The sequence below is a fragment of the Mesorhizobium sp. M0862 genome (genome assembly GCF_040319795.1).
Classification (GTDB): Bacteria; Pseudomonadota; Alphaproteobacteria; order Rhizobiales; family Rhizobiaceae; genus Mesorhizobium.
Genome location: NZ_JAMYOJ010000003.1, coordinates 285,693 through 304,285 on the forward strand (window position 1 = coordinate 285,693; position 18,593 = coordinate 304,285).

The following is an 18,593-nucleotide window of genomic DNA, read 5'->3' on the forward strand; positions in this document are numbered from 1 at the left end:
CGCCCAAACGAAGCCGGAGCCAACTGCCCCAACAGAAACACCAACCGACTTCGAGAAAATTAGGCGGTAACAGTATGAGTTTCTAATGTGTCGACTGTCAATTCACCCGTAGCCGTTGCCTTACGTTCAAGCTGAGGGCGATTGCGGCAAACACCAACATGATCAGCATTCCGTTAATGCGCCGCCCCGCGGCGGAGATGAAGGCTTGGCCGGAGATCGGCACCCGCACGTCGATGGCGCCACGTGCATCGACCGCCAATGCGTCGACGATGCGTCCCCGCGTATCGACAACGGCGGAAATGCCGTTGTTGGCGGCGCGCAACAGCGGCAATCCGTTTTCCACCGCGCGAATCTGAGCCTGCCTGAAATGCTGGTACGGCCCAGGCGTGTCGCCGAACCATGCGTCGTTGGTGACGTTCACAATAAGCTGGGATGACGTTGCGTCAACAGCCACAAGATCAGGAAAGATCACCTCGTAGCAAATAAACGGCAAGGCGCTGATGCCGCCGGGCAAAGCGATCGGATGGCGCTCGTTGCCGGCGGCGAAATTCATCGGCCCGGCGACGAGCTGTCCGATGCCGAAGCGGCTGAGCAGACCGGAAAACGGCAGATACTCGCCGAACGGGACCAGATGGACCTTGTCGACGGCATCAGCGATTTCGCCCTTGTCATCGATCGCCACCACCGAATTGTAGTAGCGGCTGTCGGCATCCGCCCCGGATCCGCGCTCCTCGCGCACGACGCCGGCAATCAGCATCTGACCAGGCTGCAGCATGTCGCCGACCGCGGTCAGCGCGTCCGGACGCTCGGTGAACAGGAAGGGTACCGAGGTCTCCGGCCACAGGATCAACTGCGGTTTGTTATGGCCGGGATCGGGCGCTGCGGCCGACAGGCCCATCATCGTGGCGAAGATGCGGTCGCGCACCGAGGCGTCCCATTTTTCGCTGAGGTCGACATCCGGTTGCACGATACGGACATCGAGAGTGCGGGTTGTCGGCTTGTCGGGGGTCGCGAGCCTGAAATAGCCGAAGCCAGCATGGGCGGCGACGAGAATGGCAAGCAGGACCACACCGAGACGGACATGCCGGCGTGCTGCAAGCAAGGCCGGCATGGCGAAGACAAAGACCGCCAGCGCGTTCATGCCGACCATGCCGGTCACCGACACGCTTTGCATCAACAGCGGCACGGGCATCGCCGCATAACCGACGGCATTCCAGGGAAAGCCGGTGAACAGGAAGCCGCGCAGCCATTCCGTCAGGCCAAAAGCAAAGGCAAGGGCGGCAACGCGGCCAATATCGTTGGTCCATAACAGCCGCGCGACGACGGCGGCGAAGCCGTAGAAAAATGCCAGCGCCAAAGGAATGCCGACGACCGCGAAGGGTAAGGCCCAGGCGAAACTGTCGGCCTCGACCAGAAGCGCCTCGCCGATCCACCACAGGCCGGCGAGGAAATAGCCGAAACCGAACCACCAGCCGATGGCAAAAGTCGGCCGCAGGCGCCTGAGCCAGCCGTCGGAAGCCTCGCCGGTGGCGCCGTCGAGCAGCCAGACCAGCAGTGGAAACGAGACGAAACAGACGGCGAAGAAATCGTAAGGCGCCTGGGCGAGCACCGCCAGCGCCCCGGCAAGAAACGCCACCAGCGCGCGTCGCCAGCCCCAAAGCAGAATTATCCGGCCGGCAAGGCGCTCCATACAGACTTCCCAAGTCGCGCGAATCAGGAGCCAAGATTTATCAGATTTATTGAAACGCGAACCGGCCGATCGCTGCGCTATCGGTGCCATCCCTCGATGGTGAGCCCGCTCAGGTGCTCGGCCTCCTCGCGCGGCACGGTGCGCACGGTCTGGGTGAAGGTCCAGACATGGCCTTCGGGGTCGCGCGCCCGATACTGCCGTTCGCCGTAGAAATGGGCGGCAGGCTCCTCGACGATTTGGGCTCCAGCCGCCATTGCCCGCTCACAATGCACGTCCAGGCCGTCTTTCAGATGCACACAGACCGACTGAGTGTTCTTGCCGCCGACGCTTACCGGACTGGCAATATGATCGGCCCATTCGGAATCGACGATGATGTAGCCGTCGCCAAAACGCATTTCGGCATGGACCAGCCGTCCGTCGGCGTCGCTGACCACCATGCTCGGCTCGAAGCCGAAGGCCGTTTCGAGCCATTTCAATGCGGCTCGCGGGTCCTTGTAGAACACACCCGAGCCAAAGGTTGAGTGCTTGAAGGGATCGTCGATCGTCATCGGCCGGGCGACGTTCTGTCCTAGGCCTGCTCGGTGCGGGGGGCGGTCACGCGGCGGCGACGCTCGCCCTTCTGGTTCTGGACGATGCGCACCCGCTTGACGCGGCGCGGATCGGCGTCGAGCACGTGGAATTCGAAGCCGGGGATGGCTTGCACAACCTCACCACGCGCGGGCACGCGGCCCAGCGTGTTGAAGATCATGCCGCCGATCGTGTCGACATATTCACCATGCTCACCGGCGGTAAAGTCCTCGCCGATCATCTTGGCGACCTCGTCGATCTCGGCCTTGCCGTCGACGACGAACACGCCCTCGCCGGTCTGGGTGATCAGCGGCTCGTCCTCGTCATGCTCGTCCTCGATATCGCCGACGACCATCTCGACGATGTCTTCCAGCGAGGCGAGACCATCGGTGCCGCCATATTCGTCGATGACCAGCGCCATCTGGGTTCGCGTCGTCTGCATATGGCCCATCAGGTCGGAGGCAAGCATCGAGGGCGGCACGAAAAGCACCGGGCGGATCAGATTGAGGTCGCCGATGGTGCGGCCGAGATCGACCTGGGCGAGGTCGAGAAGCGTCGTTGCCGGCGTCTTCCTGGATGTTCTGCCCTTCTTGACCCGGGCGACCTTGGTGATGTGGGCCAGCACGTCGCGGATGTGAACCATGCCGCGCGGATCGTCGAGCGTCTCGGAATAGACCGGCATGCGGGAATGGCCGGACTGCTCGAACAGACCGAGCAGATCGCCCAACGTCGTGGTGATCTCGACGGCCTCAATATCGGCGCGCGGCACCATGACGTCCTCGACGCGTACCTCGCGCAGGCGCAATATGTTGTTGAGCATGGCGCGTTCGCCGGGCGAGAAAGACCCGGCATCGCTGGTCGTTTCGGCAAGCGCGCCGGCGATTTCCTCGCGCAGGCTGGTGCCGTTCCGCTGCCTGAAAAGGCCCAAGACGCGGTCGAACAGGGACGGACCGGCAGGCGATGGCTCGCTGGCAATACCACCAGAAGCGAGGCTGCCGGAACTGGGACTCGGACTCGATCCCTCTTCCGTCGTATCGGAAGGCTTTGTCGCACTGCCAGCCTCGGGGCGGGCGGCAGTTTCTGGTTTGTCGTTCATCGTCGTCCGGTCAATTGGTCTTTTGTCATTACGTGTAGGGATCGGGAATGGCAAGCCTTGCGAGCGCTGAGCGCTCGATGGCTTCCATCTCCTCGGCCTCTGCATCGGTCTCATGATCGTAGCCCAGCAAATGCAGCAGGCCGTGGATGACGAGATGGGTGATATGGTTCTCGAAGGGCTTGTCTTCCAGGGCTGCTTCGCGCGCCACCGTCTCGGCGGCCAGCACGATGTCACCCAGCATGGGCGGCAGCTTGCCACCCCTGGGGAACGGAAAAGCAGGGAAAGACAAGACGTTGGTCGCCTTGTCCTTCCCGCGCCAGCCGGCATTGAGGGTACGGATATGGGCATCGTCGGAAAAGACGATGCTGAGTTCGGAAGGACCGGCAGCAGCGGTTTCGGCAAAGGCAGCCGACACGGCGCGATCGACCAGACGCGTCAGCGCCGCCTCGTCGGGCCACTCGCCGGCCCCGACCGACATATCGATCTCGACGGGAACCGAACTATCCCCGCCGCCAGGTCTTATGTCTTCAGGCATGAGCCCGCATCGTCACATCAGCTCTCGGCGCCGAGGCCGCGCGCCAGCTTGGCGTCGCGGTCATAGGCCCTGACGATTTCGGCCACCAGCGGGTGGCGCACAACGTCGACATCGTTGAAGCGCACGGTTACCGCGCCGGCCACGCCGTCAAGGACACGCAAGGCTTCGACGAGGCCCGACTTGGTGCTTGGAGGCAGATCGATCTGCGTCGGATCGCCGGTGACGATCATGCGCGAATTCTCGCCGAGGCGGGTCAAAAACATCTTCATCTGCATCGGCGTGGTGTTCTGCGCCTCGTCGAGGATGACGGCGGCATGCGCCAGCGTGCGGCCGCGCATGAAGGCCAGCGGCGCGATTTCGATGACCTCGGCAGCGATAGCACGCTCGACCTTGTCGGCCGGCATCATGTCGTAGAGCGCGTCATAGAGGGGCCGCAGGTACGGATCGACCTTTTCCTTCATATCGCCGGGCAGAAAACCCAGCCGCTCGCCGGCCTCGACCGCTGGCCGTGACAGGATGATGCGCTCGACCATGCCGCGTTCGAGCAGCATCGCCGCATGCGCCACCGCCAGATAGGTCTTGCCGGTGCCGGCGGGGCCAATGCCGAAGACAAGTTCCGAACGCTCCAGTGCCCGCATATAGGCGTCCTGGTTGAGCGAACGGGCATAGATCGTCTTCTTGCGGGTGGAGATCTGGGCGGCCGAGACTTTGCCCTTGCGTTCCAGCGTCGGCAGCGTCAGCTGGTCGTCGGCGGCAATCGCCATGCGCACGGCGCCATCAACGTCGGACTGGCCGATATCGGTGCCCTTCTGGAGAATGCCGTAGAGATTGTCGAGCGCGCGGCGCGCCTGCTCGGCCGCCGAGGCCGAGCCCTTGATGGTCAACTGGTTGCCGCGCGAGCGGATGTCGACGCCGAGCTTCTGCTCAAGCCGGGCCAAATTCTCGTCGAACTGGCCGTACAGGGCGCTGGCAAGCTTGTTGTTGTCGAAAGTCAGAACGATGTGCGCCATGTCAGAGGCCCCGGATGTCTGGTTCTGGGGCAGAGTCTTCACTTCAGCAGCGCTCAACCGTCTCTCCTCATCTGCCGAGGCCATCAAGCCAACTCGGCGAACAGGCTATTGTAGCCCGTCTTCGTGATTCGCACCCGGATAATGTCACCGATTTCGCCGGCCTTTTCATCAACAATAACCGGCTGCAGCCAGGGCGAGCGGCCGACCTTCTGGCCGGCCTGACGGCCGGGCTTCTCGATCAGCGTGTCGATGGTGCTGCCGACCAGGCCCAGGCCGAAATCCTGCTGCTGCTTGAGCAACAATGCCTGCAGCTGTTGCAAACGTTCATCCTTGACCGCTTCCGGCACGTGATCGGGCATATCGGCGCCCGGCGTGCCGGGACGCGGCGAATATTTGAACGAGAAGGCCGAGGCGTAGTTCACCTGGCGCACCAGACCCATCGTCGCCTCGAAATCCGCCTCGGTTTCGCCGGGGAAGCCGACGATGAAGTCACCGGACAGCGCGATGTCGCCGCGCGCAGCGCGGATGCGCTCGAGCAGCGCCAGATAGTCCTTGGCCGTGTGCCTGCGGTTCATCGCCTTGAGGATGCGGTCTGACCCGGATTGCACCGGCAGGTGCAGATAAGGCATCAAAGCCGGGAGATCGCGATGGGCAGCGATCAATTCGTCGTCCATGTCGCGCGGATGGCTGGTGGTGTAGCGCAGCCGCGCCAGGCCAGGAATTTCGGCCAGCCGGAACAGCAGGCGACCAAGCCCCCATTCCATGCCATCCTCACCCTTGCCGTGCCATGCATTGACGTTCTGCCCCAGCAGCGTCACCTCGCGCACACCGGCATCGGCCAGCCGCTCGGCTTCGGCGACGATCTGCGCCACCGGCCGCGACACTTCCGAGCCCCTGGTATAGGGCACGACGCAGAAGGTGCAGAATTTGTCGCAGCCTTCCTGTACCGTGAGGAAGGCGGTGACGCCGCGCTTGATCATTTCGGCACGCTTCGGCTGCGGCAGATGCTCGAACTTGTCCTCGATGGCGTATTCGGTCTCGACGATCTTTTCGCCGCCACGCACCCGGGCCAGCACATCGGGCAGCCGGTGATAGGTCTGCGGGCCGATGACCAGATCGACAGCAGGCGAACGGCGGATGATTTCCGGGCCTTCGGCCTGCGCGACGCAACCGGCGACGCCGATCAGCATTTCGCGCCCAACTGCTGCGCGTTCAGCCTTCATGTCGCGGATGCGGCCGAGCTCAGAATAGACCTTTTCCGCCGCCTTCTCCCTGATATGGCAGGTGTTGAGCAGCACCAGGTCGGCGTCGGCGATGACATCGGTCGCGGTGTAGCCGTCGGCGGCCAGCGCATCGGTCATGCGCTGTGAGTCATAGACATTCATCTGGCAGCCATAGGTCTTGACGAAGACCTTTTTGGCCGGGGCGGACGCCGCAGCAGCGCTTTGCGAGGCGCTGTCGGTTTCGTTCCGCTCTATCGTGTTCAAATCCATCCGGCGGCTTCTAACGCCTTTCCGTGACAAAAAACAGACGATTCTCGGGCATCGGCCTGTAGGCGCCCGGCCTGCGCTAGCGGCTCGGTCGGGGATCGGCGAGCGCGGCCTGCATCATGGCGCGCACCTTGCTTTCCATCATCCTCGACGTTTCCTTGCGGTTCGAGCCCTTGGAAAAGGCGATGGGCTCGCCGAAATGCACCTCGACGTCAATGGCGCCTTCGGCCATCAGCACCTTGAGATGCGGCATCAGGTCCTGATCGCCGATCCAGGCAGCGAGCGGCCGGTGGCGACGGCCGAGAGGCACGCCGTGCACCCGCGTGTAGGCAATCGCCAGCGGCTGGATGAAGACCTGCTCGGCCGCGCCTTCCGAAATCGCCATCGAGGCGGCGCCGAACAAGGTGCTCTTGAACGGCAGGATGGTGTTGCCGTCGCCGGTAGAGCCCTCGGCAAATAGCACCATAGCGTCGCCCTTGGCCATGCGGCTGGCGATCTCGCTGGCCTGGTCGCCAGCTGTCCGCTTACGCTCGCGTTCGATGAAGACCGTACGCTGCAATTTCGACAGCCAGCCGATCAGCGGCCATCCCTCCATGTCCGCCCGAGCGATGAAGGTCACATCGGCAAAGGAGCCCAGCACCATGATGTCGGTCCAGGAGATATGGTTCGAGGCGACCAGCAGCGGGCGCTGGCTGGACAGCGCACCTTTGACATGGATGCGCAGGCCGAGCGTCCGGACGATGAGGCTGTGCCAGGCCTTCAGAATGACCGTCTCGCGCCAGATTCCAGTCTTCATCGACAGCAGCTGCAAAGGCACAAGGACCAGCGAACCGATGACAACGAGGCTCAGCGCCAGGAAAATCCTGATTTTTCCGATCATGCAGCTTGGCCCTGCCCCAAAACTTTGGCTAGCGAAGATCGCGGCGCATGACAAGCGCGCCGGTAGGACCATGTTCGGTCGAGCGGTAATAATTGGCGCGGTGCCCGACCTGGCGGAAGCCCAGCCGCCGGTAGAGGGCGATGGCAGCGACATTGGTCTCGTCGACCTCAAGGAACAGCGCCTCGGCGCGCTGCGCATGCAATTCGCGCAGTACGGCGTCCATCAATTGCCAGCCGAGCCCCTGGCGGCGATGCGAGCGCGCCACCGCCACGGTCAGAATCTCGCCCTCGCCGGCTGCAAGCCTGGCCAGCACGAAGCCGACCGGCGGCTTGGCGCCCTGGCCGATTTCGCGCGCGGCATAGCCGAACACGGTTTCCTGTTCGAGCAACGCGGCGAACTCGCCATCGGTCCAGGGCCGGACGAAATCCTCGCGGTGCAGCACCGACGCTGCCGGGCTGTCGGCGATGGTCAGCGGCTCGAGCGCATAGTCCCTGCGGCGCGGCTGGAGGAAAGGGATGCGCATCACTTTTCCTGCCTCAACAGGATGAACCCGGCCTGCGCCTTGGCATCGGCGCCGCGCAGATAGAGTGGCTTCGGCTTGTCGCCCTCGCCTTTTGCAGCGGCGAGCCGGGCGTAGACGGCAATGTCGGCGGTGGCAGCCGTCGGGCCGATATCGAAATCGCGACCGGCCGCGGCTGCGATCTGCACGGCGGCCGTGCCGGCAAGCACCGGACGATTGTCCGCCGCCATTCCCGCGGCTTGCGCAAGTGTGGTCACCGCCGGACCATAGCGCAAAATCGCTTCCGCATCGTAAAGCGCGGCATGGATTTCCTCGCGGCCGGCATCGAGAGCGGCCAGGACCGGGCGGCCGGGAAATGCCGCCCTCGCCTCGGCCGCCAGCGCCTCCAGTGTCGTTACCCCGATCGCCGGGATCTTCAGCGCCAGCGCCAGGCCGCGCGCCGCCGAGACGCCCACCCGCAGGCCGGTGAAGGAACCCGGACCGATGGAAACCGCAACGGCGCCAAGGCCGGCATAATCGGTGCCGTCCGCTTTCAGCGCTTCGTCAATGACAGCCATCAGGTGTTCGGCATGGCCTTTGCCGAGATCGAGTACCGAGCGGCCAAGTTCTCTGCCGCCCGATGCGTCATAGACGCAAGCGGCGCAGAGATTGGCGGCACAGTCGATGGCGAGCAGTTTCATGGGCGACCGGTTCGAAAAACAGTCTCCCTCTGCCCGCCACGGCGCGCCGCCGCAAGAGCCAGCGCGTAAATTGTTAAGTGGCTTCGCTTCGGTGCAGGCCGGACGGCTTACGCCGCCGGCGCGATGCGCAGCATGTGGTTGTCCCAGACATAGTCGGGCTCGGAGCGCGTCGCGCCGCTGCCTTCGATGATTTCGCCAGCACCCGTGGTTGCCATGAAGCCCGGGCCGTCGGGCGCCAGGCCGCAGACCTCGACCAGCGCCTTGGTGGCGACGATCTTGCCGCTGGCGGCGTCGATGACGGCCAGCGAATTGCCTTCCGGCGAAGACACCGCGACCGTGCCGGCAATCGGGTTGGCGGCGACCGAGCCGATGTAATTCCGGAAGCCGGATAGCACGTCCTGCGGCATGTCGAGCAGCTGCAGCCCCTTGCCGCGCGTGGCGCGGCCGACCAGCGGTGGCCGCTCGGTGCCCGGCCCGCGGTACTGGCAGCCGAACCAGATGGTGCCTGTGGGGTCGGCATCCATGTGGCGAATCGACAGCTGGTGCAGAGCCGGCGGCAGTTCGTGCTTTTCGATGAGATCGCCGGTTGTGCGATCGACCAGCACATAGGACGGCTTCATGGTGGCGATGTTGAGCTCGGCGCGGCCATAGTCGGGATGGGTCTCGATGCCGCCATTGGCGATGGCGATCGTCCGGCCGTCTCCGAGCAGCAAGAGCTCATGCGGCCCCATGCCATAGGTCGGAAACTCGCCGATGCGGCTGAACTTGGCCCGTGCGTCGTAGATCCCGACGACGCCGGCGGCATTGTCGAAATTGTTTTCGGTGGCGTAAAGCAGCGCGCCGTCGGTGGAAAACACACCGTGGCCGAAGAAATGCCGACCGGTGATGCTGGCGATGGTCAGCGGCGGCTCGCGGCCGGCATGGTCGAAGACCACGGCGAAGGTGCCGGGTTGCCGGGCGAAGACCACGGAGCGCTTTGAGGCCGGATCGAAGGTGACGTCGTGGCCACGGTCGGGCAGGTCGATCGCATGCAATACTTTTCCGGCTTCCGACAACACAGCGGCGCCAAAGCTGCCGTCGCGCTTGCCGAAGGCGGTGGCAAAGACGGCATCGGCGGCAAGCGTGTCCGCCCAGGCCCGCGGCGCCATTGACGCGACGAAGCCGGCGCCGGCAGCCCTGAGAAAATCGCGGCGGTCGATCAGCGGCGTCCTCATGATCAGTCTCCGTCGAGCGAGGAGAAGCCGGCGGTCAGGCCGAACTCGGCGGTCAGCCTGGTTCCGATCAGGCCCGACAGGCTGGAGGTGATCAGCGCGAAATGCTCGAGTTTTCCGCGCTCCGCGGGATCGGCCAGCGTCTTGTCGATCGGACCCTGGATGGATTTGGCAGTGGCAACGCCATTGATGAGCTGGATATGGATGGATTCCGCCATCCATCTGCTATCCTCGGGCAGCGCGTCGCCGAGCTTCGAGGCCTGGAACAGCGCATCAATGCCGGAGAGGTTGCCGGCTAATGACAGGCCTGTGTTTTGCGACCGCCAGTAGATCGCCTGCCTTGGCTTGTCAGCCTCCGGCTTGGCGCCGAAAAAACCTTTGAGGCGCACGTCGCGGACCATTTCCAGCTCGTTGATGAAGACGCCGACCAGTTCGGTCACCGCTTCGGTGCCGTCGCGGTAAAGCGCATTGTCGGGTCCGGGATTAGCCCACGAGGCTGCAAAACCGTCCGGTTTTTTCCAGGCCGCGTCGACATCGGCCGCCATGGTCTCGATGTTCTTGGCGACTGCCGCGCCATAGGCGCAGCGATAGGGCTCGTCCTTGCCGACGAGCGTCTCGGCGCCGTCGCCGTAAAGCACGAACTCAAGCGCCCCTAATCCCTGCATCGCGACACTCTTGCCCGCCAGCTGCGCCGGATCGGTGGCGGTCGGATCCTTGCCGGCCAGCGCCGCCTGCACCTGCTTCAGGCCGATGCTCTTTCGGTCCGGCCAGTAGAGCATGCGCTCCAGCCGGTTGTTCTCCTTGATTGGCCCGAAGCCGATGATTTCAGCCGACGACCAAGCTGCGACCGTGGCCGAGAATCCGGCATGCGCGGCATCGAGGTTGCCCTGCGACGGCGCCTGGCAGAGCGCGTCCATGGCCTTCGCCAAGGTGCCGGCATGGCCATGCAGGCTGGCATAGGCGGGGCGGACAAAGCCGTCGATCGCTCTTTGGATCACGTCGGAGGCTTTCACCGAGGCCGATGCCGGGGACGCACCGAACAGAGCCAATGGGAGGAGGAGAACAGGCAAAACCCGCTTGAGCATCAGAATGACTCCAGGAATTTGATGAGAGCATCGCGGTCGGCCGTATTGGCGGCGGCAAAGCGATCGCGCGCCTTCTGCCCCTCGCCGCCATGCCACAGGATCGCTTCGGTAAGCGTGCGCGCACGCCCGTCATGCAGGAAGAAAGCGTTGCCGTTGACGGTCTTTGTCAGGCCGATGCCCCATAGCGGCGGGGTGCGCCATTCACTGCCCGTGGCATCGCCCACCGCCTGGCCGTCGGCAAGGCCAGGCCCCATGTCGTGCAGCAGAAAGTCGGAATAGGGCCAGATCAGTTGGAACGCCTGCGCCTTGTTCCCGCGCATGGTGACGAATTTCGGCGTATGGCAGGCAATGCAGCCCATCTCGTAGAACAGCTTCTTGCCGGCGAGCACGGCGGGTGCGCCGACATCGCGCCGCGCCGGCACCGCAAGGTTCTGTGAATAGAAGGTGACGAGGTCCATCACCGGTGGTGGCGCCTCGACCGGGCCGAGCCGCTTCTGCACGCCATTGGGCATGGCTAAGCAGGCCTCTTCGGCTGCGGTGCAATCGCCCCAGTGGCTGGGCTCTTCCGGCGTCGAAATGCCGATATCGCCGGCAAAGGCGTCCGCCGCCTGCTGGCGGATCGATGCGGTCTGCGCCTTCCAACCGAAGCGGCCAAGCGTCAGTTGCCCGCTGCTGAGGTCACGCACCATGTTGGGCTTGCCGGAAATGCCGTCGCGGTCGTCGGGATCGGCATGGGCAAGGATGTCGGCCGGCGCGATCTGTTCGATCAGGCCAAGGCCGATCATGGGCGGGGTCAGACGTGGCGACAGCGTGGTGCGCGGGTCAAGCGGGCCGTAGCCAAGCCCGTCGAGCGAATAGCTCGGCTTGCGCAGCGAAACGATGCTACCGTCGCCGAGCGTGACCTTTTCCTTGCGATAATCGACATACATGCGGCCTTCGCCCTTGAGGCCGGGCACCGCCAGTTCCTGCAACTGCGCGCCGTAGACCGGATCGGGGAAGTTCAGCACCTTGTGCACGGCAATCTCGGCTTTTTCCTCGGCCGTGCTCGCATCGCGCGCCAGCCGCAGGAACATCGACGTGGTGCGGCTGTCGGCGGCCGGCGGGCGGCCGCGGCCATCCTTCAAATGGCAATTCTGGCAGGCGCGCTCGTTGAACAGGGGTCCGAGACCGTCCGAGGCCTGGGTCGAGGATGGCGACGACACCCAGTTCTTGCGGAAAAGCGCATTGCCGAGCTTGAAATTGCCCTGTTCCTCGAAGGTAATGTTTTCAGAGGGTTGCGAGAAGGCGTCGCGGTCGACCTGCTTGCGCGACGTGCCGGCGCCGCCTTGCATCGTTTCGAAGGATTCGGCCTTGGAGAAATCCTGGGTTGGCCTGGTAACGGCAAGGACGCGGGCCTGGTCCTTCGGCGTCAGGTCGGTGCGGCTCGTGGCGAGGCCGACCGGTTCCGACGATCCGGCCAGGGCCGGGGCCAAAATTGCCGCCAGGGTTACAACCGAAAGCCCGCGAAAGGCCTGATATCGCGGGTTTTTGAGGAGCAGCGGGCCGGCGGCCCGCCGCAAGCGGCGCAGAATATCTATGGGGCGCCGCATTCCTGCATGGTCCTATTCCGCCTCGTCCGCCGATGCGGCGTTGAGCTGGCCGTATTTTTCCTCGCCGATCGAGGCAAGGAGGTCGAGCTGCGTCTCGAGGAAGTCGATGTGACCTTCCTCATCCGCCAGCAATTCCTCGAACAGCTTCATCGTCACGTAGTCGCCGGCTTCGTTGCAGATCTCGCGCGAACGCTTGTAGGCGGTGCGTGCGTCATATTCGCCGGCGAGATCGGATTCGAGCACTTCCTTGACGTTCTGGCCGATGCGCAACGGCGCCACGGACTGCAAATTGGGATGCCCTTCGAGGAAGATGATACGGGCCACCAGCCGGTCGGCATGGTGCATCTCCTCGATCGATTCGGCGCGTTCCTTCTTTGCCAGCTTGGCATATCCCCAATCTTCGAGCAGGCGGAAATGCACCCAGTATTGATTGACGGCGCCAAGCTCCAGGAACAGAGCCTCGTTAAGCCGCTCGATGATCTGCGGTTCGCCTTTCATGGATTCTGCTCCCATATTGGACGCGCAGGCCTCTGACGCGATCCAGGTGTGAAACGATGTCCACGCCGCTCGCCTCCGAACGGGTGTGGTAATTTTCGGTGACCCGAATGATCGTTTCGACCACATTTGGGAAGCAGCCGCAACAGCGACCGCGCTTTTGCATCGTGTGATAGACCTTCGCCGGCACGATCAGTTGCCAGGGGTCCTGATCCAGCAGATCGATGATCGTCTGCTCAATCTCCTTTTCGGTGATGATGTTGCAATGGCAGATCAGCATGGATTGGCTCTGGCTGACGGCGCCCCTCCGCGCCGTTTGGCTGGTGGTTGGTTGGGGTGCTACTTGAACACCTTGTCCGGTGCGTCGAGGCTGTCGGACCCCTCGAAGGCTATGTTGTTCAGCTTCAGCGCGCCGACGGCGCGTTCGATCGACTTGGTCTGGTCGACCAGCGCGTCGATTGCCGCCTGCACGGTAGCATTGCCTTCGGTGTTGCCCTCGGCGATCTGCTGGTCGTAGGCCTCGCCGGCCACTTCCCGCGCCTTGATCGCCTCCATCTTGGCGACCGAGACATCGAGCTTGTCGGACAGTTCCTTGTCGATCGCCGGATCGGCCGCCTTGACCATATCGTGCACCGACGGGCCTGAAACGACGGTGCCGTCGATGCGCGTGTAGCTGGCGAGATAGGCGGCGCGGATGCCGATGGCGTCATAGAGATGCGAGTTGTAGGTATTATCCGAGAAGCAGTCGTGCTCCTCTTCGGGATCGTGCAGCAGCAGGCCGAGTTTCATGCGCTCCCCGGCCAGTTCGCCGTAGGACAGCGAGCCCATGCCGGTGAAGATCACCGAGATAGCGGTGTTCGGCTGGCCATCGACGAGGTTCTTGCGGGCGGCGCCGTCTTCCTTCCAGTTGCCGACCATCTCCTGCAGGTCGGAGACCAGAAGATCGCTGGCCGACTTCAGATACTCGGCCCGGCGATCGCAATTGCCGCCGGTGCAGTTCTTGAGGTCGTAGTCGGTGTACGGACGCTCGCCGGCGCCCGGGCCGGTGCCGTGCAAATCCTGGCCCCAGAGCAGGAATTCGATGGCGTGATAACCGGTGGCGACATTGGCCTCGATGCCGCCGGCCTCCTGCAGCGTGCCGGCGAGGAACTCCGGCGAAAGCTTCGAGGCGTCGACCTTCTTGCCGTCGATCTCGATGTCCTTGTTGGCGATGACATTGGCGGTGTAGAGCGCGTTGGCGTCGGACTCGGTGCCGTAGCTCTTGGCGACGTAGTCGATCAGGCCTTCGTCGAGCGGCCAGGAGTTCACCTTGCCTTCCCAGTCGTCGACGATCTTGTTGCCGAAGCGGTAGACCTCGGTCTGCTGGTAGGGCACGCGCGACGCCTTCCAGGCATCGCGGGCGGCATTCAGCGTGTCCGCCGACGGGTTGGCAAGCAGCGCGTCGACAGCCTTGTCGAGCGCCTGCGCCGTGGTCAGCGAATCCTCGTACTTGGCCAGCGCGATGTCGGAATAGGTCTTGATGACCGCCTTGGCATCGATCTCCGCCGCTTTGGCCGGCAGGATGAAAACCGCCGCCGTCAACATAGCCGTGGCACCGATCGCAGCCAGCCTGCCGCCATATCGCGCTGTCATCATCATTCTCCAGTTCAAAGGGAATTCGGTAAAAGGCGCGCGTGCCAAACGGTGCCAAGACATAGGCATGCCGTAGGTCACGACAGATGCCGCGCCGCTCTGCGGCTCACGGAAGAAAGACACCAAATGCCTCCAATCGAACGGGTTCAAGGCCCAAACATCAAAGGGATGCGCTGACGCGCGAGCCTCCATAAAACGATGGCGAGGCCGGAAGTCAACTGGTGAGCCTTAGAAAATTCAATTGAAACAACAGTTTAGAATTATTCTAAACTAGGACTGTCAACTTTAAATCGTATAGCCAGCAGCCAAGATGAGAGACGGCGCGATTGACAAGCGACCGTTCCGGGTGCGACCCGGACCGGGGCTCTTGCGACGGCGGCAGACAATCGCCATCTGGCGGAACGGCTCACAATCAAAGCATGATGTCGTCCGAAAACCGCTTCACACTTTCGGCATCATGCTCCAGATTTGAAACAGGAATTCGGTTTGCGATGAAGAACGGGGTCGTCATTCTCGGTGCGGGTCATGCGGGCGTGCAAGCGGCCGCCAGCCTGCGCGAGGAAGGCTATGACGGGCCTGTCGTACTGATCGGCGACGAAACCGATCTGCCCTATCACAAGCCACCGCTGTCGAAGACCTTCATCAAGGACGCCGATGCCAAGCCGCAACCCTTGCGCGGCGAGGCCTTTTACACCGGCAGCGCCATCGACTTCAGGCCGGGCGTCCGAATCGACAGCATCGATACGGCAGGCCGCAAGCTGGACATAGCAGGCGGCGGCGTGCTGCCGTTCGACCGGCTCATCCTGGCCACCGGTTCGCGGCCGCGGCTCCTGCCGCTGCCGGGCGCCGACCTCTCGGGCGTGCTGTCGCTGCGCTCGATCGCCGATGCGCGGCTGATCCGCCAGCTCAGCGCCCAAAGCGAAGACGTGGTCATCCTCGGCGGCGGCTTCATCGGGCTGGAGATCGCGGCTACGCTGAGGGCCGCCGGCCGCAACGTCACCCTGGTCGAGGCTGTCGACCGGCTGCTTGGCCGCGCCGTGGCGCCGGTGGTGGCGAGCCATGTCCGCCAACGGCTGGAGGCGATCGGCGTGCGTATCCTCACCGGCACCACCATTGCCAGGCTGGAAGGGGAAAACGGCCATGTCTGCGCTGCCATCACCTCCACCGGCGAAAGGCTGCCCGCGCGCATGGTCATCGTCGGCATCGGCGCCGTGCCGAATGTCGAACTTGCTCAGGCTGCCGGACTGACTGTCGCCAATGGCATCCGCGTCGACCAACAGATGCGCACCTCAGTGCCTGATATTCTGGCCATCGGCGACGCCGCTTCCTACCGCCACTGGTCGACCGGCGGCGACGTGCGGCTGGAATCGGTGCAGAACGCCACCGACCAGGCGCGGCTTGCCGCACGCACGATCACCGGCCATACGGACGCCTATGCGGCGGTGCCGTGGTTCTGGTCTGACATCGGCGACATGAAACTGCAGATGGTCGGGCTGACCTCGGGCGGCGACAGCCATGTCGTGCTGGGCGACCTCGCTGAGAACAAGTTCTCGATCTACCACTATGCTGGAAGCCGGCTGCTCGGCATCGAATCCGTCAACAGGCCGGGCGACCATATGCTGGGCCGCAAGATGCTCGGGGCCGGGTTTTCGCCGATGGCGCAGACTGTTGCGGAAGGGCCTGATGGGCTGAAGGCGGCGCTGGCCGCGTTCCAGCAGGATGAGCCGGCACGGGCTGCGGGCTAGACGCACTTACCCTCCCCCTTGTGGGGAGGGTCGCTGCGAAGCAGCGGGGTTGGGGTCGGCGCGAGGCCCCCACCCGGACCTGCGGTCCGACCTCCCCACAAGGGCGAGGAAGGGGTTTGCACTAGGCAGCGCAGACTTCGCGGATCGAGCTTTCCAGAATGTCGAGCGCCTCGTTCATGACATTGTCCTGGATGGTGATCGGAGCCAGGAAACGGATGACGTTGCCGTAGACGCCGCAGGTCAGCAGGATCAGCCCCTTGTCGAGCGCCTTCAGCCGGATCGCATTGGCGATCTCGGCCGACGGCAGGCCCTTCTTGACGTCGTTGAACTCGACCGCGTTCATGAAGCCGAGACCCCTGATGTCGACAATCTCGGGCACGTCGTCGCGGATCGACTGCAGCCGCTGCTTCAGCCGGGCGCCCAGCGTATTGGCGCGGTCGCACAGCTTTTCGTCCTCGATGACGTCAAGCACGGCGTGTGCTGCGGCGACACCGATCGGGCTGCCGCCATAGGTGCCGCCGAGCCCGCCAGGACCGGGCGCATCCATGATGTCGGCGCGGCCGGTGACCGCCGCCAGCGGGAAGCCGCCGGCCAGGCTTTTCGCCATGGTGGTAATGTCGGCCGCGACCTCATGATGATCCATGGCGAACATCTTGCCGGTGCGGGCAAAGCCGGTCTGCACCTCATCGGCGATCAGCAGCATGCCGTGCTGGTCGCAGAGCTTGCGCAGCGCCGTCAGGAATTCGCGCGGCGCGTCGTAGAAGCCGCCCTCGCCCTGGACCGGCTCGATGATGATGGCGGCAACGCGAGCCGGATCGACATCGGCCTTGAACAGTTTGTCGAGTGCGGCCAGCGAATCGGCTGTAGACACGCCGTGCAGCGGCACCGGAAACGGCGCGTGGTAGACGTCGCCCGGCATGGCGCCGAAGCCGACCTTGTAGGGCACGACCTTGCCGGTCAGCGCCATGCCCATGAAGGTGCGGCCGTGGAAGCCGCCGGCAAAGGCGATGACGGCTTGGCGGCCAGTGGCGTTGCGGGCGATCTTGATGGCGTTCTCGACGGCTTCAGCGCCCGTGGTGACGAAGATGGTCTTCTTCTCGAACTTGCCGGGCAGCATGCCGTTCAGCCGTTCGGCCAGCCGCACATAGCTCTCATAGGGCACGACCTGGTGGCAGGTATGGGTGAAGCGGTCGAGCTGTACCTTGACCGCCTCGATCACCCTGGGATGGCGGTGGCCGGTGTTGACGACGGCGATGCCCGAGGAGAAATCGATGTATCGGCGGCCTTCTACATCCCAGATCTCCGAATTCTCGGCGCGGTCGGCATAGATCTGCGTCGTCATGCCGACGCCGCGCGAGATCGACTGGTTCTTGCGCTCGGAAATGGCTGCGTTCTTCATTTCGTCCCTCATCGGGCCGACGCCCGTTCTCGTTAGATGAATGCCAAGGCCTCTTCTGACCTTATTTCACGTTTTCCTCAAGTTGGCACCGCCGCCGGGCGATTGGGCCTGTCGTCGATGCGGGCCACTTCGACAGACCGGGTCTTAACCAGCCGACCGATACACGTACGGGGCAGTCCGTGACAGCTCACCCGTCACCGGGAACGGCGAAGCGATCCCGCTCGCGGCAGTGGCGACTTCCGCTACGACCTCGAACAGCCGACGGTGTGGCGGCGCAACCGCATCCCGACGATCACCGTTCGCGCAGGCCTCGTTGGCGACGTGCTGCCGGCCACCGTGGTCAACGAATTGAAGCCGTCGGTCGACGCCTTCATCGCCAAACTGCCGCCCGCTATTCCGTTGCAACCGCCGGCTCGGTCGAAGAAAGCGCAAAAAGCCGCAGCGGTGGTGCCGCTGATGCTGTTCGTGATGGCGACCATCCTGATGATCCAGTGCAAAGTTTTCAGCGCCTGTTCCTGGTGGTGGAGGTGGCGCCGCTTGGCCTGATCGGCGTGGTCGCGGCCCTGGTGCCGAGCGGCGCACCGCTCGGCTTCGTCGCCATTCTGGGCGTCCTGGCGCTGATCGGCATCCTGATCCGCAACTCGGTGATCCTGATCGTGCAGATCGAGGATCTGGTGGCCGAGGGCCAAGACCGCTGGGAAGCCGTGATCGAAGCGACCGAGCACCGCATGCGGCCGATCGCGCTGACGGCCGCGGCCGCCAGCCTGGCGCTGATCCCGATCGCGCGCGAAGTGTTCTGGGGCCCGATGGCCTACGCCATGATGGGCGGCATCATCGCCGGCACGGCGATCACGCTGCTGTTCCTGCCGGCGCTTTATGTGACGTGGTTCAGGATCAAGGAGCCTAAGCAGGGGGACGAACCATCTGTTCCGGAGAACCGCGAACTGGCGCAAGACCCCGCTTAAGGCT

17 protein-coding genes and 1 pseudogene are annotated in these 18,593 nt (G+C 64.0%); 2 read left to right on the forward strand and 16 right to left on the reverse strand.

Annotated elements, in window-relative coordinates:
• Positions 1-97: 97 nt before the first annotated feature.
• The 15 genes from lnt to NKI15_RS06435 all read right to left on the reverse strand — a co-directional run bounded on the left by lnt (position 98) and on the right by NKI15_RS06435 (position 14,480).
• Complete coding sequence (gene lnt, locus NKI15_RS06365) at positions 98-1,690, reverse strand: apolipoprotein N-acyltransferase (protein WP_023669549.1); 1,593 nt, start codon at positions 1,688-1,690, stop codon at positions 98-100.
• A 77-nt stretch (positions 1,691-1,767) separates the two neighbouring features.
• The gene (locus tag NKI15_RS06370; RefSeq protein ID WP_023669548.1) at positions 1,768-2,238 is read right to left on the reverse strand and encodes a VOC family protein; all 471 of its coding nucleotides are present in this window, start codon (positions 2,236-2,238) and stop codon (positions 1,768-1,770) included.
• Between the two features lie 20 nt (positions 2,239-2,258).
• A complete protein-coding gene (locus tag NKI15_RS06375; protein ID WP_023826828.1) occupies positions 2,259-3,353 on the reverse strand; it encodes a hemolysin family protein in 1,095 nt (364 codons plus the stop codon).
• Between the two features lie 28 nt (positions 3,354-3,381).
• On the reverse strand, positions 3,382-3,888 hold the full coding sequence (gene ybeY / locus NKI15_RS06380; RefSeq protein ID WP_352885824.1) for an rRNA maturation RNase YbeY: 507 nt from the start codon (positions 3,886-3,888) through the stop codon (positions 3,382-3,384).
• A 17-nt stretch (positions 3,889-3,905) separates the two neighbouring features.
• Positions 3,906-4,898 (reverse strand): PhoH family protein, encoded by a 993-nt coding sequence (locus NKI15_RS06385; protein WP_027049340.1) that lies wholly within the window; start codon positions 4,896-4,898, stop codon positions 3,906-3,908.
• Positions 4,899-4,981: 83 nt separating this feature from the next.
• Positions 4,982-6,391, reverse strand: a complete 1,410-nt coding sequence (miaB, locus tag NKI15_RS06390) for a tRNA (N6-isopentenyl adenosine(37)-C2)-methylthiotransferase MiaB (RefSeq protein WP_023669544.1) — start codon at positions 6,389-6,391, stop codon at positions 4,982-4,984.
• 76 nt (positions 6,392-6,467) lie between these two features.
• Positions 6,468-7,268 carry a lyso-ornithine lipid O-acyltransferase gene (gene olsA / locus NKI15_RS06395; RefSeq protein WP_023669543.1) on the reverse strand — a complete coding sequence of 267 codons (801 nt, stop codon included), beginning with the start codon at positions 7,266-7,268 and terminating at the stop codon, positions 6,468-6,470.
• A 28-nt stretch (positions 7,269-7,296) separates the two neighbouring features.
• A complete protein-coding gene (rimI, locus tag NKI15_RS06400; protein WP_023669542.1) occupies positions 7,297-7,791 on the reverse strand; it encodes a ribosomal protein S18-alanine N-acetyltransferase in 495 nt (164 codons plus the stop codon).
• The gene (tsaB, locus tag NKI15_RS06405) at positions 7,791-8,468 is read right to left on the reverse strand and encodes a tRNA (adenosine(37)-N6)-threonylcarbamoyltransferase complex dimerization subunit type 1 TsaB (protein ID WP_023669541.1); all 678 of its coding nucleotides are present in this window, start codon (positions 8,466-8,468) and stop codon (positions 7,791-7,793) included. The genes rimI and tsaB overlap by 1 nt, the downstream gene beginning before the upstream one ends.
• Positions 8,469-8,575: 107 nt before the next feature.
• The gene (locus NKI15_RS06410) at positions 8,576-9,682 is read right to left on the reverse strand and encodes a DUF1513 domain-containing protein (RefSeq protein ID WP_023692588.1); all 1,107 of its coding nucleotides are present in this window, start codon (positions 9,680-9,682) and stop codon (positions 8,576-8,578) included.
• A gap of 2 nt (positions 9,683-9,684) precedes the next feature.
• Entirely contained in the window at positions 9,685-10,764 is a 1,080-nt protein-coding gene (locus tag NKI15_RS06415; protein WP_023692589.1) for an imelysin family protein, read from the reverse strand.
• The gene (locus NKI15_RS06420) at positions 10,764-12,353 is read right to left on the reverse strand and encodes a di-heme oxidoreductase family protein (RefSeq protein ID WP_352885827.1); all 1,590 of its coding nucleotides are present in this window, start codon (positions 12,351-12,353) and stop codon (positions 10,764-10,766) included. Before NKI15_RS06420 ends, NKI15_RS06415 begins: the two co-directional genes overlap by 1 nt.
• Positions 12,354-12,365: 12 nt before the next feature.
• A complete protein-coding gene (bfr, locus tag NKI15_RS06425; RefSeq protein ID WP_023669537.1) occupies positions 12,366-12,851 on the reverse strand; it encodes a bacterioferritin in 486 nt (161 codons plus the stop codon).
• Positions 12,817-13,128 (reverse strand): hypothetical protein, encoded by a 312-nt coding sequence (locus NKI15_RS06430; RefSeq protein ID WP_023688751.1) that lies wholly within the window; start codon positions 13,126-13,128, stop codon positions 12,817-12,819. Before NKI15_RS06430 ends, bfr begins: the two co-directional genes overlap by 35 nt.
• 59 nt (positions 13,129-13,187) lie before the next feature.
• Positions 13,188-14,480, reverse strand: coding sequence for an imelysin family protein (locus tag NKI15_RS06435; RefSeq protein ID WP_023669535.1), 1,293 nt, complete (start codon positions 14,478-14,480; stop codon positions 13,188-13,190).
• 491 nt (positions 14,481-14,971) lie between these two features.
• On the opposite strand from NKI15_RS06435, the gene NKI15_RS06440 reads away from it, so the two are divergent.
• Complete coding sequence (locus tag NKI15_RS06440) at positions 14,972-16,225, forward strand: NAD(P)/FAD-dependent oxidoreductase (protein ID WP_023708184.1); 1,254 nt, start codon at positions 14,972-14,974, stop codon at positions 16,223-16,225.
• Positions 16,226-16,346: 121 nt separating this feature from the next.
• Here NKI15_RS06440 and NKI15_RS06445 read toward each other — a convergent pair whose 3' ends face one another.
• The gene (locus NKI15_RS06445; protein WP_023703491.1) at positions 16,347-17,624 is read right to left on the reverse strand and encodes a 4-aminobutyrate--2-oxoglutarate transaminase; all 1,278 of its coding nucleotides are present in this window, start codon (positions 17,622-17,624) and stop codon (positions 16,347-16,349) included.
• A 196-nt stretch (positions 17,625-17,820) separates the two neighbouring features.
• On the opposite strand from NKI15_RS06445, the pseudogene NKI15_RS06450 reads away from it, so the two are divergent.
• A pseudogene (locus NKI15_RS06450) lies at positions 17,821-18,589 on the forward strand (efflux RND transporter permease subunit); the annotation flags it as partial.
• Positions 18,590-18,593: the final 4 nt, after the last annotated feature.